Source organism: Streptomyces sp. NPDC006207, assembly GCF_040613835.1.
Taxonomy (GTDB): domain Bacteria; phylum Actinomycetota; class Actinomycetes; order Streptomycetales; family Streptomycetaceae; genus Actinacidiphila.
Genome location: NZ_JBEXSX010000072.1, coordinates 32,719 through 46,706, shown reverse-complemented (window position 1 = coordinate 46,706; position 13,988 = coordinate 32,719). Strand labels below are relative to the sequence as shown.

The window sequence follows — 13,988 nt, the reverse complement described above, 5'->3', positions numbered from 1 at the left end:
ACTCCCCACCGGCAAAGCACTCACCGTCCAGACAGCAGCCGACCGCTACCTCGATGCGCTCGGCAACCCCAACACGGCCCGCAACTACGGCATCGAGCCACCGTCGCCGGCGTCGCCGACCACGAGGTCGAGGACCCGGACGCCGGTCAGGTCGACGTCGGCCTGGCGGGTGTCGTCGCGGGTCAGGACACCGCTGTCGAACAGCACCTTGCCGTCACCGATGACCTGGAAGGTCGACGTACCGCCTTCCGGGCCGACGTTGCGCACCGCGTCGTCGATGCCGACGGTGGTGGTGAGCCGGCTGCACTGGTCGCCGAGGTAGTAGCGGATGGTGGAGGGCGAGGCGACCCCGATACCGGTCGGGTGGACCTGGCCGAGCATGCTGATCGGGGACCAGCCGCCGACGCTCAGGTCGACGGTGGGGCTCATCCATCCGCTGGTGGCGCTGATCCACTGGTGGTGGGACAGCACGACGTCGCCGTCCGGTGCGGCCGGTGCCACCACGACGGGCGCGGTCGTCTCCTGCCGCAGCCGCTTGTCGCCGATCACCTCGTACGACGTGGTGGCGGTCAGCGCGGTGCTGCCCGGCGCGGCGGTGGCCGGCAGGGTCACGGTGAAGGCGAAGGTCACCGAACGGTTGGAGTCCAGCAGCTTCGGCGCCGTGCCGAGCGGACGGGCCGTCCAGCCGGCGGGCACCGTCAGCTCGGTCCGCGGGGTGAAGACCGGCTGCGCGCCGTCGTTGCGGACGGTGACCTCGACCCGGGCCTGGTCGCCACCGGCGACCATCGGGGCGGTCCCTGCCGGCACGGTGTCGCCGCCGACCTGGGTGACCTGCGGCAGACCGGCCACCACGTGCGGGACACCAGGCTTGCCCGTGGCCCGGCTGACCCGGAACAGGGCCGCGCCGTGGGCGGGGACGGCGGCACTGATGGTGCCGGCGCTCTCGGTGACCTGGTCGGTCCAGGCGTTCTTCAGGGTGAACCGGTCCCCGGACAGTCCGACCGACGACGCCTTCGTGGTCAGCGTCGCCGGGCTGTCGCCCCGGTTCAGCAGCACCACGGCACGGTCACCGTTGGCCAGTCGCTTCACCCAGGTCTCGGTCGTGCCGGCGGGGCCGACGCGGACGGCCTGGACGACGGCAGGGTCCTGGTTGATCGCGAGCACATCGGGGTCGGAGAGGGTGCTGAGCGAGGTCTTGCCCAGCTTGGTGACATCGCTGCCGATCACCAGGGGGGCAGCCGCCACCGACCAGAGCGTCATCTGGGTACGGAACTCCTCGTCGGACATTCCGTGTTCGGGCCCGAGGTAGTCCGGGTCGTTGACGTGCCCGGGACCCGCGGCTTCGGGGTGCCGCGCGTTCGCGTCGTAGTTGCGCAGCACGTCCTTGAACTTGATCTCGTCGACGAAGCCCACGTCCGTGTAGGTCCGCCAGGACTGTGCGATCTTCGGCGCGTAGCTCCAGGAGTACGTCGACTGCTGCTCTTCGGGGTAGTTGCCCCAGTCCGGGGAGGTCACCGGGTTGCAGAGGTTGAAGATCATGGGGCGCTTGCCGGCGTTGTTCCGCAACGCCTGCGCGAACTCGGTGTAGACGGTCTTCGGGTCGAGGTCCGCGGCGATGCCGCAGAGGTAGTCCACCTTGACCGCGTCGAACTTCCAGGCCGCGAACTGGTCCGCGTCACGCTGGTAGTAGCCGCCGCTGCCCAGTCCGCACTTGCCGGGGATGTACGGGCCGGCGTCGGTGTAGATGCCGGCCTTCAGGCCCTTGGAGTGGATGTAGTCGACCAGCGGCGCCAGCCCGTTCGGGAACTGGGCGGGGTTGGGCGTCAGGTCGCCGGCCGCGCTGCGCGGGGTCGGCGCCGCCCAGTTGCCGTCGATCCACACGTACTCGTAGCCGGCCTTGCGCAGGCCGCTGCTGACCAGGAAGTCGGCCGTCGACTTGATCTCGGCCTCGGTGGGATCGCCACCGAACGCGTAGTAGGTGTTCCAGCCCATGTACGGCGTCGGGCTGAGCACCTGCGCGGATGCCGGCGCCGTGACGGCTGTGCCGGCGACGGCCGGGGCCGCCTGGGCGGACGCCGGCACGGCCGCGGCCAGCGCGCCGGTCACCAGGGCGAGGAGGGCGGTGAGATGTCGTTTCACATCGGATCCTTCGCTGTCCGATCGATCAGGCGTGCCGGCCCGTCCTGGCCGTGAGCCCGGGGCGCCGCCCCTCTCGTCGAGGGTGCGGCGGCCGGTTCCCGGACCGCTCCATGCCCGCGCGCCTGTTGCGATCTTGTTTCCAGGGATCCTGCAGCGGTTACCGGCGCGCGTCAATAATAATTCCTAAATTAAGAGTTACTGATTGGACTCGGCCGGGGCACCCCCAACGGCGTCCCGTCGGGTCGTGCCTGATCTGGTGCTAGATGTGGCGTATGGCGGGATGGTGGGGCGGTGTTCCCGCTTGTGGGTGTTCGCGGCCGGGGCGTCCAGCGCCGGCTGCCCACGGCTGCAACCGTGGCGAACCCTGTACCGCCGGTGCTGTCCGTCGCAGAGCACGCGAAGCTGGTGGCATGCGCCGCATCGCAGGGGGATGCGTCCTGACGCAGCCCCCGAAAAAGGTTGCGGGCTGCTGTCGATCCGGCCGCTTCGTGTTCGACGTCTTCGTGTGGGGCGGCCTGCCGCACGATGACGACGAACAGGACCTGGCGAGGAAGATCGTGGATCAGCTGCTGAGAGTGATGAACTTCAATGTCTCCAGTGACGGGATCGGTGCCGGTGAGCACCAGAGCCTGGAGCGGCCGTTCGGCTGTGACCGTCCCGAGAGGCTGTTCGGCTGGGCCGGCGCGACGGCGAGCTGGCCGATGCGCACCGACCCCGGTGGCAGCCGGGGCCTGGACGACTACTTCACCCGGGACTTCGCACGCAACATCGGCGCCGAGATCATGGGCCGCAACAAGTTCGGGCCCCAGCGCGGGCCCTGGAGCGACCATGAGTGGCGCGGCTGGTGGGGGCAGGAGCCCCCGTTCCGTACGCCGGTGTTCGTCATGACCCACCACCAGCGCCCTTCGTTCACGCTGTCCGACACCACGTTCCACTTCGTCGACGGCGACCCGGCCACGGTCCTGGAACGGGCGCGGGAAGCGGCGCAGGGCAAGGACGTGCGCCTTGGCGGCGGGGTCACCACCATCCGGGCGTTCCTTGACGCCGGCCTCGTCGACACCCTGCATGTGGCGGTCGCGCCGGTGAAGCTCGGGGTGGGGCTGCGCCTGTGGAAGTCTCCCGAGGAACTGCTCGACCGGTTCCACCTGGAGGTCGTGCCCAGCCCGAGCGGCGTGACGCACCATCTGTTCTGGCGGCGGTGACACCTGGGCCCACTGGAATTCAGGCTGCGACTGCGAGAGGGCGTCTGTCCCAGCCGATGCCCTCCTCGCGGCGGATGCGGGCACGTTGGCCCCCGCCCGGCGGCGACTACGTCGCGGTGACGGCGGCGGGCGCCTGTGCAGGGGGCGGTGCAGGGCCTGGGTCTGCCCAAGATCGCTGCGGCGGTGGGTGCTGGCCGGGCCCGTGGGGTGGACCGGTCGCTGAGCTCAGTGATGACCTCAAGAGGTTGTCGTCTTTCCGGGCTTGAGGACTGCGTTCTCGCTGGTCAGGCATAGGGTCGGCGGTCTCGTGGCAGTGGAGTCGTGTCGTGTCGTTGCTTTGGTGGAGGTCGAGGATGCCGTCGGTCGTGGGGCTGCTGGCACAGCGTGAGCTCACCGCTCGCCGTCGTGGCGACGATCTGCGGGAGAAGGCCGACCGCCTCCAGGCGGAGCTGGCCGTGGCTGAGCGGGAGTGGAACGAGTGGGTCATCGCCCGCTCACGCGTTGGCGAGGTACTGGCCCCGGGCAACGACACCGTCGTCGGCCCCGCCGCCTCCGAGGGTCTGCCGGCTCCCGGTGTGCAACCGGCGCGGCCCGAACCGGCGGAGGCGGCGAACCGGAAACAGTGGTGCCGGTGTGGCGCGCGGGGCTGGCCTGGTCGGCGCTGTCGATGGACTACCAGCGCATCCTGCAGGCCCTCAGCGACCGTAACCGACTCGGTCAAGGAGCGTTGACGTGCCAGGAGATGGCCGCCTGCTTCGGCCTGGACCCCGTACCGCGAAAGGTGGAGGTACTGCGATCGAAGGCCAAGCGGCTGACGGCGCGCGGCTGGCTGATCGAGCCGGCACCTGGCCGATTCACGCTCGCGAAGGACGTGGCCGGGCAACGCGGCGGGTCATGGGCATCGTCATCGACCAGTAGACCGTCGCCTCCGCGCTGGTGATGGACCGCTCGAAGTCGCGCACGAGACGGCGACTTCGCAGCAGGTGGGCGAAGAACCGCTCGACGATCCACCGGTTGGGCAGCACGACGAAGCCGCGCATGTCGTCGCTGCGTTTGACGATGGCGAGGACCAGGGTGAGGGCCGCGAGGCAGTACTCGACGAGGCTGCCGGTGTATCCGCCGTCGGCCCAGACCAGGGCCAGTAGGTGGTGCGCGGCAGTGACCTGGGCGAGTAGGACCTGGGCCGCGGCGCGGTCGCCCACATCCGCTGCGGTGACCATCACCGCGAGCAGCAGGCAAGGGTGTCGACCAAGACGTGCCGCTTGCGCCCGTTGATCAGCTTGCCGCCGTCGAAGCCGCGGCTGTCAGAGCCGACGACCGCGTCCGCTTTGACCGACTGCGAGTCGATCTCGCCCGCGCCCGGCTCCGAGTCCCGCCCGGCCCGCTCGCGGACCAGGCGGCGGAGCCGGTTGTGGAACTCGCGGACCAGATCGTGGTTGCGCCAGCGCCGGAAGAACGCATAGACCCGGTCCCACGGTGGGAAGTCGGCAGGCATGGCCCGCCACTTCGTGCCGTTGTCGACCAGGTAGCGGATCGCGTCCGGCATCGCGCGGTGGCAATAAGCCTCCGGTTGCCCGCCCCCGCCCCCGCCCCGGCCCAGCAACCAGCCCGGCACCGGCAGCAGTGGCCGGACCACCGCCCACTCGGCGTCCGACATGTCGGTGGGATACCGACGCTCGCGCGCCCCGTGGTCTCTGGCGTTCCCGAACCTGTGGGCCAGACAGCCACACGCGAGAGCGGCTGAAGTGGACCCCACTCCCGCGTGCCGTAGAAATGCGGCAACAGGGCCTCCTGGACCGCACGTTGGCTTCGACACCCTTCGAGCTACCAAGTGGCCCGGCTCTCATGCACGGCAGCCGCCGCAGTCACCCGATCGACTGACTTGTCGACGAGATTGGGACGACGGCAGTCGCGTCGCTTCTCGTGATCGCTGGGACGGACAAATGCGCACTGCCATCCAGGTAGACGGTCGGCTTGGTGACGCCCCGAGGCCGCCTCGCGGGTTTGAGCCCGGTGCCGCGGCTGACGAACCTGGCGAAGAGTCGTGTCTTACCGGCTCGAGGCGCGGTCAATCGCCCTACGTCCTACTTCTCTTCCGGCTCCCAGGCGCGGAGCAGGTCGAGCAGCCCTGCGTCTCCGTCAACGTGCAAGGAGTCCGCCTGGATCCGGTCGTACAGGTAGAGGACCAGCTCACTGGCCGTGCCGTGGACGGAGGCGTCGGCTGCGTCCGAGTCTTCGCCGGTCGCGGCGGTGGGCGCGGGGATGCGGGTGGTGCGTGCGCCGTCGCCGTCGACAGTGAGGCGCCAGGAGCGGCCCTCGGCGGCGTGGAAGTCGAAGGCCGTGGGCTTGTGCGGCCAGGCACTCGGCGTTGCGCAGACGGTGAACAGGAACTCCTCCACACCGTCGAGCGCCAACTCGACCGGCAGCGGCTGCGGAGCGCCCCCGGCGAGCTGGGCGTCGTAGGTGTGCACCGCGGTCTCCTGGACCCGGTGCCGGGCGGTGCCGCCGGCGGTCTGCGGTGACTGCGACGCGGGCCACCACGTCCAGCAACCGCTCTCCGGTCCCGCCGCGCGCAGGGCGCCCAGCAGAAGCTGCGTCGACGCGTCCAGCCAGGCCAGCAGGGCCTCACGCTCCTGCGGCAGTTCCAGCGCGGCGCGCGCGGCGACGGCCTCGGCCGGGGGAGCGTCGGCAGACCCCGCGCCGACGATGGCGGCCCAGAAACGGTCTCCCCCACCCAGGTGCTTCACCAGATCGAACAGCGTCCACCCTGGGCAGGTCGGCACCTGCGCGTCGAGACCGGGCGCGGCGGCGACCACGGCGCGGAAGGCGGTCGACCGCTCATCGATCAGTCGCAACAGGTCAGGGAACTCAAGATTCTTCTCCACGCCGGGTGTCTATCACCGTGCTCCGGTGATGGACAGCGATTTTCACAGTCGCCGCCGGTTGGCCATTGCGGACGTCCTCCCGCCCACCGCTCGGGTGACAAGCTGCGCACTGCTGCGAGGGCGCTGGTGGTGGCGGTACGCCACGCGTCGTGCCTGTGGGTGCTCTGGCCTCGCCGTGCGGCCGGGCACCTCGGCGACGTGACGTCCACCCGGTGCGCGCGGTCATGCTGCCGCTCGATGTGATGGACGCGGAGGTCACGACGGCGGGGAGGACCGGTCGGGTCGGGAGTTCAGCTGACTCCCGTTCGACCAGCACTCCTCAAGTTCGGAACAACAACAGCCACTCAGTCGCACGCCGCAACAGCCCGGGTCGGGCCGCTTGCGGCGTACGGCGCGGCCGGTAGGGTGGCCGGTTCGGCCCGCGGGCGGCGGCTGTGCCTGCGAAGGCACATCGACAGACGCCGCAGGATGCATCTGCGACGGGTGCCGGATGCATGGCGACCCGATCCGGCAGCGGCGGCCTCCGGCCAGAGCCAGGGTGGTGCGGCAGGACCATACGCCGGCCGCAGATCCTTCGCCGCCCGGCAGGTCCTCCTGGCGCCGAGGTTCTATACACCCGGTGTCCTGTGCGATCAGGCTTTCCTCGCCGGCCGCAGAGGTCGGCTGTTCCACCAGCGATCGAGGACCCGTGAACCCGAGCACCGACGAACCCATGGCCGATGTGCGAGACATGTACATGGCCCACACCATGATCCGGCGTGAATTCGGCCTGCTCCCGCAACTCGTGCGGGACGTCGAGCCGTACGACATCCGGCGCTCGGAGGTCGTCGGCGCCCACGCCGAACTCGTCTGCGGCTTCCTGCACTTCCACCACGAGGGCGAGGACGTGATCCTGTGGCCGCTGCTGCAGCAGCGGGGCGGGGCCGAGGCCAAGGCCATCGTGCCGCTGATGGAGGAGCAGCACCACACCATCGAAGCCGCCAACAGCCAGGCGTTGCGCCTGCTGCCGCAGTGGCGGTCCACCGCACACGGCGGGCACGAGCTCGCGGAGGCGCTCGACCGGCTGCTGGCCGCGCTGCTGGAGCACATGACGATGGAGGAGCAGCGCATCCTCCCCCTGGCCGAGAAGTACGTCACCGCGGCCGAGTGGAAGCAGCTCGGCGAGCACAGCATGAGCGAAGTGCCGAAGAAGGCCCTGCCGCTCGCCTTCGGCATGGCGATGTACGAGGGCGACCCCGAGGTGATCAAAGCGGTCCTCGCCGAGGCTCCGCCGCCCGCGCGGCTGATCCTGCCGTTCCTTGCGCCGCGCCTGTACGCCAGGCACGCCAAGCGGGTGCATGGCACCGCGACCCCGCCGCGCGTCACCCGCTGACCACACGTGCCCGGGCCGGTCCCACCCCGCGAGGGCCGCGGGCGAACGGCCGGCGGCCCCCGGTATCGGCCGTCATCTGCTCAGGTGGCGGCCGATACCGGGGGCCGTGACGACCGGGCGCATGCGGGGCGCGGTGGACGGTGATGCCCTGGACCGGCCGGTGGGCGCCGACCCGGCCGTCCGGCGCCACGCCGCCGCCTGCACCGCCGCCGCCAAGGCCACGGGGCAACCGGTGGCGCCGCGCCCGGGCGGCTGCGCCGGCAGCCGCCGTGAGGCTCCTGGCCGTGGTCTGATGACGGCAGGGACCCGCGCCCGTCATGTCCGGGCCGCCTGCCGGCAGCAGCGTGGCGGGCACCGCTCCTACCGGGCCCGCGGCCGGCCACCGCCCGGTGCCGGCCGGCGGCCCTTGGTCGTGCACGAGTTCGAAGGTCGCGGACTCTTGCGCACCCGCATCCTCGGTGGCGTCCCCAACGGGCACCGCCATGCGGCTTGACCTGCGGCGACGGCTTTCCGGGCCCCGTGCGCTGACTGCCCTGGGGTGCGTCCGTCGCGAGGCCGGGGTGCGCATATGAGCGCAATCCGTTCATACTTACGCATAACCCTCAGTCGGGTCACGATTACCCTACGTAACCGAGGCGTGATCTCGTATGAACGCCAAGACGAAATACACACTCGCCGCCGCTGCCGTCGGCTGGACGTTCCTTGCGTCCCAGTGGTCCGGCAAGGGCTGCGACTTCGTCCCGCAGTCCTACGCCCTCGTGGTCTCCCACGGCATGCCCACCAACAGTGAGGGATGCAAGGCCGAGACGGACGGGCCGCAGTACACCGACAAGTACGACCGGTGACGCACGCGTGAGGTTCGGCGTGGCTGTCACTGCGGTGTCCGGCTTGGGTGCCCACGGGAGCCTGTCGTCAATCGATCTTGCCTGGCCGATCGCGGTCCGGTGATAGGTCGCGATGAACTGTCGGATGCCGAGTGGGAGTTCGCGCGGCCGTTGCTGTCGCATGCCGCGTGGGGGCGCAAGCGGCTGGACGGGCGGACGGTCCTGAACCGGGCCCCTGCGCAATCCGTACCGGGCTCAGCCACTGCTCGCCTTCATCGCTGCGGGCCTTCAGTGCTCGGCCGCGGCCGCAGGCCGGCTTGTCACCACGACGCGGGTCGGTAACGCGGCCGGCACCTCGCCGATGGGGAGAGCCGGGGCCGGGTGGGGGCATCGTCGTCTTCGGCTGCCGATGTCAAGCATGACGATCGTCGGGGGTCGAAGGGGGCCGTCCGGCCCGGGTGTTCGCGGAGCTGCGTGCCTAGCGTCGGGCCCCATGGAATCGAGATCTCGGTACGGCTCCGGCCGTCGTGTGGTGGGTTCGATGGCGGTACTGGCCGCCGGCGTGGTGATCGTCGGCCTGTTGTACCCGGGCGGGCTGGGCGATGCGGGACCCGTCGAGGTGACCGACGGTGCGTCGGTGTCGTTGTACCGGGCGGTGAACGACGCCGTCGGGAAGGCTCCGGCGTGGATGGGCTCGATGGTGGTCCCGGTCGCCGGCGGCCTCCTGATCGTTCTGGGGCTGCTTCTCGTCCGGGTCTGGTCGGTCGCCGTGCGACGTCGCGACGTCCGGACCGCTGCCGGGGCGGTACTGGTCGGGGCCGGCACCGTCCTCGCCTATGCCGTCAGCGAGGCACTGAAATTGGTGGTGGACGAGGAGCGGCCGTGTCGTGCCGTGACCGGAATCCGGGCGGTGACCGACTGCCCCGGAGCGGGTGACTGGTCCTTCCCCAGCAATCACGCCACATTGGCCGCCGGGCTGGCTGTCGGCCTGGCCTTGCTCCGTCCCCGACGGGCGGCTGTCGTCCTTCCGCTCGCGGGCGTGGTGGCGGTGGCTCGCGTGGCGGCGGGCGTGCACTATCCGCACGACGCTGCGGCCGGTGCCGTGGTCGGTGCCACCGTGGTCGGCGCGACGGTGCTCGTGGCGACCCCGCTAGGGGTCCGGGCAGCCGCCGCGCTACGGGATCGCCTCGGCCGCTGCAACGATGCCGGCCTCGTGGGCGACCACGGCCGCCGCCGCCCGGTTGTCCACGCACAGGCGGGCCAGGATGGAACTGACGTGAGCCTTGACCGTTCCCTCGGCCAGGCCCAGGCGGCGCGCGATCTGGCCGTTGGACAGCCCGGTGCCGAGGAAGGCCAGTACCTGGCGTTCCCGGGGGGTGAGCGCCTCGACACGGCGGCGGGCCGTGGCACGCCGTTCGCAGCGCGTGCCGGCGTCCTGCGTGGTGAGGTGGGCGATCACCCGGGCCGCGACCTTGGGTGACAGGTAGGCCGCGCCGTCCGCCACGGCGCGGACACCGGCGATCAGCTCCTCGGGCTCGCCCGACTTGATCAGGAAGCCGGCGGCGCCGTCGGTGAGGGACTTGAGGATGTACTCGTCCTGTCCGAACGTGGTCAGCACGACGACACCGGTCGTGGGGACGGTGCGCTGGATCTCCGCCGTGGCACGCAGTCCGTCCACGCCCGGCATGCGGATGTCCATGACCACCACATCCGGGCGGTGGAGTTGGGCCAGCTCCACCGCCTGGTGGCCGTCGCAGGCCTCGGCGACCACAACGAGGTCGGGCGCGGTGGACAGCACGGCCCGGACTCCCTGGCGGATCAACGGCTCGTCGTCGGCGATCAGGACCCGGATCACTGGGTGACCACCTGCTTCGAGACGAGCCGGTCCCCGCGGAAGCACAGCCGGTACAAGTCGCCCGAATCGTCGTCGAAGGGGTTCGCCGTCATCGCGTAATACTCGCATCCTGTACCGGGGCCCGGCGAGGCGCCGTCAGCCGCATGATGCGGGGCCTGTTCTTCGGGGAGCAGGCCCGCCAGTTCAGCGCGGCTCTGCCCGAGGTGGATGCGGGCGTAGGTCTTTGGCGCCACCACCGACGCACGGACCAGGATCAGGTCCCACCCCCGCAGGCCGACACCGAGCAGGGCGACGGCGGTGACGGGCACCAGCACGGCGGCACGCGCGGTGCGGCGCACACGCCTGCGCGCGCGCCGCTGTTCCTGTGGCACTCCTGTGCGGCCGCTTGTCGCGGCGGCCGCCGCCGGAACACCACCCGGGCCATGAGGGATGCGGGCGACGACCGTGAATCCCCCCTCACGGGGGCCGTAGGTGATCGACCCGCCTGCCAGCCGGACCCGTTCGTCCAGGCCGATCAGTCCGCGCCCACCACCGGGGGCGCCGGTAGTGGCACTCGGAGCGCGATCGTTGTCCACGCGGACCTCCGTTCCCGCACCCGAGTGCCGGATCACCACGGTCACGGCCGCTTTGGGCGCGTGCTTGGCGGCATTGGTGAGTGCCTCCTGCACGACCCGGTGCACGGCCCGCTCGGCCACGGGAGACGGCTGCGCGCACTCGCCCTCGGTGAGCAGCGTGACCGCCAGCCCCGCGGCGGCCGCACCGTCGACCAGGTCCGCCACGCCGTCGTGGGAAGAGGGCGTTTCGATCTGCCGGAGGATGCCGATGACCTCGCCCAGGCGATCCACTGCGGCACCGGCCCTGGTCCGGATCTCGCCGGCAGTGTCCCGGTGCTCCGCCGACAGGCCGGGCGCCAGCTTCAGGGCGCCGGCCGACAGGGCGATCAGGCTGAGGTCGTGTCCGAGGAGGTCGTGCATGTCCTGTGCGATCCGGGCGCGTTCCTGCAACCGAGCCTGCTCGGCGATGAGTTCCTGCTCCCGCTCCAACTGCTCCGCGCGTTCCCAACCGTTGCGCACCAGCGCGCGGTACTGATGCCGGAAACGGCCCGCGAACCACGGCAGCACCGCCGCGCCCACGAGCACCAGGACGAACCGATCGCCGAGCGTGATCCACGACGGCACCGCCCAGACGGCCACCGCTCCGGTCGCGATCGCCGCGGTCAGCACGCCCGCCGCTGTGCGGACCGACCGCGGCAGACATCCTGCCGCCCACGACAGCACGACCGTGACCGGCACCCACCACAGACTCACCACGCTCAGACCCGCCGTGCCCGCTGCAGCGGCGAGCAGCGCAAGCTCCATCCCGCGAACAACCGTCATGATCCGTCGCCTCACGGATGCGACGATACGAAGAATCGGAGCCAGCCAACACTGCCGAAAGTCGCATTGCCCGCCGCGGCCCGGCGGGCCTCACCTGCGCACGCGCGGCGTTCCGGGCCCGATCCAGGAGATGATCTCGCGCTGGATCGCGTTCCTGCCGCCGCCCCTGCGTGCCCTGGCGCCGGCGTCACGCGCCCTGGAAGACGGACGCCGCACCTCCCATCCCGAGTTGGTGCTGTTCACCTCCTGGCGCCGGCTGCAGGGAACACATCGAGCGCGACCCCGCCGGTGGTGACCTGGAGCCCCTGGCCGGCCTTGTCGATCACCACGGCACGGATGCCGTCCTGGCCGCGGTCAACCGCCTGGCTGGTGTGCAGGACGCGCAGGTGACGATGGCCCCCGCGCGCACATTCAAGGGCCGCGAATGGCCCCAGGGCCGAGATCGCCGACGACTTCTGCCCGTCCAGGGACAGCGACGAAAAGGACGGGCACGCAAACCCCTTGCCCGGCCTGATCGGCGACGGCGACGCCCGCCTCGACTGCGTCGCCGTCACCCGCGCGCGCACCCCGACCTCGGCGGCCTGGAATGGATCGACGAACACCCCGGCGGAACCTCTCCGGCGTCACATCTGTGGCCAACCGGCGATCCGGTCGCCGTTGCGGGCTGAGCCGGGCCGGACGGCCTTCGCGCCGGTTGCCGCCCCGTCCTGCACAGGCACCGCCTCCTGGTGCACCTCCGCTGCCTCCTGCGCCAACCCCGCGGCAGATCAGGTCGGGTGAGGACGGGCTGGGCACCACGGGTGACCGCGGGTTTGTCACTTGTCGGATTGACGGGCTGGTTGGCCGGTTGTCTGCTGGGGTACGGCCTGCGGGATGCCGGCCTGCCGCCACTCCGCCGGGGAAAGACCGTAGACCGCCCGGAAGGTGCGGCTGAAGTGCGCGTGGCTGGCGAAGCCCCACCGGTGTGCGATCGCCGCCACCGTCTGTCCTGCGAGTTCCGGCCGTACGAGGTCCCTGCGGCAGGCCTCCAGCCGCAGGCGCTGGATCCAGCGGACGACGGTCATGGGCTCGTCCTGGAAGAGCTGGTACAGGTAGCGGACGGAGATGTGGTGCGCGACCGCGACCGTCGCGGGGGAGAGGGCGGGGTCGTCCAGGTGGGTGCGGATGTAGGCGCGGACGCGCTGCAGCAGGGCCCGCTCCACCGTGGCCTGCTCCCCTGAGGTGCCTTCCAGGGCGATCAGGGCGGTGAGCACGTCGATGACGCCCTGGCGCAGGAAGCGTTTCGCGTCCTGTGCGCAGATGCAGTGTTCCGTGGTCGTCACGAGCCCGTCGACGTATGAGGCGAGGATCCCGCCGATCCCGTGGCCGGGGGAGTAGGTGCGGCCGGTGGCCAGGCGCAGGAGCGCGTCGGGGAGGTCCAGCAGCTGCCGTGGGACCGTGGCCACGTGCTGCCGCACGGGGCCGGCGAAGTCCAGGACGTACGGCCTGCGGCTGTCGAGGATCACGAGTTCGCCGGCGGCCACCGGTGTCTCGCGGCCGTCCTGGGCCGCGACGCTGCCGCCGGTGTGTTGCAGGCTCACGATCAGCGAGCCGTCGCCGTCGCCGTCGCCGTCGGCGGCGATGAGCGGGGCGGTACGCGCCATCCGTTGCGGGCTCGCCTCGAGGAAGCCCGCTTGGACGCCGGCGACGCAGGCCCGGCGTATCGCCCCGTGGAGCTCGGCCGGCCCCTGGGTGCGGATCTCCAGGCGAATGAACGCCCTGCGTACGGCGTCCCTCCAGTACTCGGCCCGCTCGGCGGGCGGTTGGATGTCCGTGCAGAATGCTTCGATCACGATGTCCTCCTGAACGGCACTGAAGGCATCTGGTCTCTGCGGCCACCGTAATTTTTCCCTGCGATCGCCGGCGGCCGTCCGGGCAGGTCCGTGGGATATCCGCAGCTGTGCGAACCGGATAGTGCGGGATTCCCGCCGTGCAGCCGTGTGCGACTCCGAAGGTCGTTGCACGTTCCGTGGACGTAACCCGCCCTGGCCGGAGCCCCCTCGATCGCACGGCCGTGACGGGAGGCGGGGAGGACACGCTCTGTAATTTCGGTATCGCGCTGAGCGAGGTTGCGCGTATTCATCCTCGTGGCCCGCGGGTGCCGGCGGTACGTGCCGCCGGCAGAAATGGGCCGGACTCCGGCGGCCGGTTCCTTGGGGCGGGAACCGGAGCTGATGTCGTGCACGAAAGGGCAAGGAGAGATCGTGCACGCACAGGCAAGGCGACGACCCGTGTGCTGCCTACTGTGAAAGAGGCGGCAGCGCCGCGCTTTGTCCGCTCGACGTGCCCGGGCCTT

At 71.0% G+C, this 13,988-nt stretch carries 11 protein-coding genes and 2 pseudogenes; 5 read left to right on the top strand and 8 right to left on the bottom strand.

The window, feature by feature from the left end; translation table 11 throughout:
* Positions 1-84: 84 nt before the first annotated feature.
* Positions 85-2,139, bottom strand: coding sequence for an NPCBM/NEW2 domain-containing protein (locus ABZ312_RS38110; protein WP_500439692.1), 2,055 nt, complete (start codon positions 2,137-2,139; stop codon positions 85-87).
* A gap of 557 nt (positions 2,140-2,696) precedes the next feature.
* Here ABZ312_RS38110 and ABZ312_RS38105 point away from each other — a divergent pair.
* Together ABZ312_RS38105 and ABZ312_RS38100 are read left to right on the top strand one after the other, a co-directional pair.
* Positions 2,697-3,341 carry a dihydrofolate reductase family protein gene (locus ABZ312_RS38105; RefSeq protein WP_500328367.1) on the top strand — a complete coding sequence of 215 codons (645 nt, stop codon included), beginning with the start codon at positions 2,697-2,699 and terminating at the stop codon, positions 3,339-3,341.
* A gap of 353 nt (positions 3,342-3,694) precedes the next feature.
* Positions 3,695-4,281, top strand: a pseudogene (locus ABZ312_RS38100) (hypothetical protein).
* Here ABZ312_RS38100 and ABZ312_RS38095 read toward each other — a convergent pair.
* The 3 genes from ABZ312_RS38095 to ABZ312_RS38085 all read right to left on the bottom strand — a co-directional run bounded on the left by ABZ312_RS38095 (position 4,196) and on the right by ABZ312_RS38085 (position 6,226).
* A complete protein-coding gene (locus ABZ312_RS38095) occupies positions 4,196-4,561 on the bottom strand; it encodes a transposase (protein ID WP_500439691.1) in 366 nt (121 codons plus the stop codon). The pseudogene ABZ312_RS38100 and the gene ABZ312_RS38095 sit on opposite strands and share 86 nt — an antisense overlap.
* Complete coding sequence (locus ABZ312_RS38090) at positions 4,561-4,998, bottom strand: transposase (protein WP_500439690.1); 438 nt, start codon at positions 4,996-4,998, stop codon at positions 4,561-4,563. The genes ABZ312_RS38095 and ABZ312_RS38090 overlap by 1 nt, the downstream gene beginning before the upstream one ends.
* A 427-nt stretch (positions 4,999-5,425) precedes the next feature.
* Positions 5,426-6,226, bottom strand: a complete 801-nt coding sequence (locus ABZ312_RS38085) for a maleylpyruvate isomerase family mycothiol-dependent enzyme (RefSeq protein ID WP_500328264.1) — start codon at positions 6,224-6,226, stop codon at positions 5,426-5,428.
* A gap of 712 nt (positions 6,227-6,938) precedes the next feature.
* On the opposite strand from ABZ312_RS38085, the gene ABZ312_RS38080 reads away from it, so the two are divergent.
* The 3 genes and pseudogenes from ABZ312_RS38080 to ABZ312_RS38070 form a co-directional block, all read left to right on the top strand.
* On the top strand, positions 6,939-7,598 hold the full coding sequence (locus tag ABZ312_RS38080; RefSeq protein ID WP_500328263.1) for a hemerythrin domain-containing protein: 660 nt from the start codon (positions 6,939-6,941) through the stop codon (positions 7,596-7,598).
* A 647-nt stretch (positions 7,599-8,245) separates the two neighbouring features.
* On the top strand, positions 8,246-8,443 hold the full coding sequence (locus tag ABZ312_RS38075; RefSeq protein ID WP_499508878.1) for a hypothetical protein: 198 nt from the start codon (positions 8,246-8,248) through the stop codon (positions 8,441-8,443).
* A 472-nt stretch (positions 8,444-8,915) separates the two neighbouring features.
* Positions 8,916-9,614, top strand: a pseudogene (locus ABZ312_RS38070) (phosphatase PAP2 family protein); the annotation flags it as partial.
* Here the strand turns inward: ABZ312_RS38070 and ABZ312_RS38065 are convergent.
* The 4 genes from ABZ312_RS38065 to ABZ312_RS38050 all read right to left on the bottom strand — a co-directional run bounded on the left by ABZ312_RS38065 (position 9,597) and on the right by ABZ312_RS38050 (position 13,485).
* Positions 9,597-10,277: a response regulator gene (locus ABZ312_RS38065; RefSeq protein ID WP_500328262.1), complete on the bottom strand. Its 681-nt coding sequence runs from the start codon at positions 10,275-10,277 to the stop codon at positions 9,597-9,599. The pseudogene ABZ312_RS38070 and the gene ABZ312_RS38065 overlap by 18 nt on opposite strands.
* On the bottom strand, positions 10,274-11,653 hold the full coding sequence (locus ABZ312_RS38060; protein ID WP_500328261.1) for a sensor histidine kinase: 1,380 nt from the start codon (positions 11,651-11,653) through the stop codon (positions 10,274-10,276). Before ABZ312_RS38060 ends, ABZ312_RS38065 begins: the two co-directional genes overlap by 4 nt.
* 239 nt (positions 11,654-11,892) lie before the next feature.
* On the bottom strand, positions 11,893-12,255 hold the full coding sequence (locus tag ABZ312_RS38055; RefSeq protein WP_500358463.1) for a hypothetical protein: 363 nt from the start codon (positions 12,253-12,255) through the stop codon (positions 11,893-11,895).
* 213 nt (positions 12,256-12,468) lie between these two features.
* Positions 12,469-13,485, bottom strand: coding sequence for a helix-turn-helix domain-containing protein (locus ABZ312_RS38050; protein ID WP_500439689.1), 1,017 nt, complete (start codon positions 13,483-13,485; stop codon positions 12,469-12,471).
* Positions 13,486-13,988: the final 503 nt, after the last annotated feature.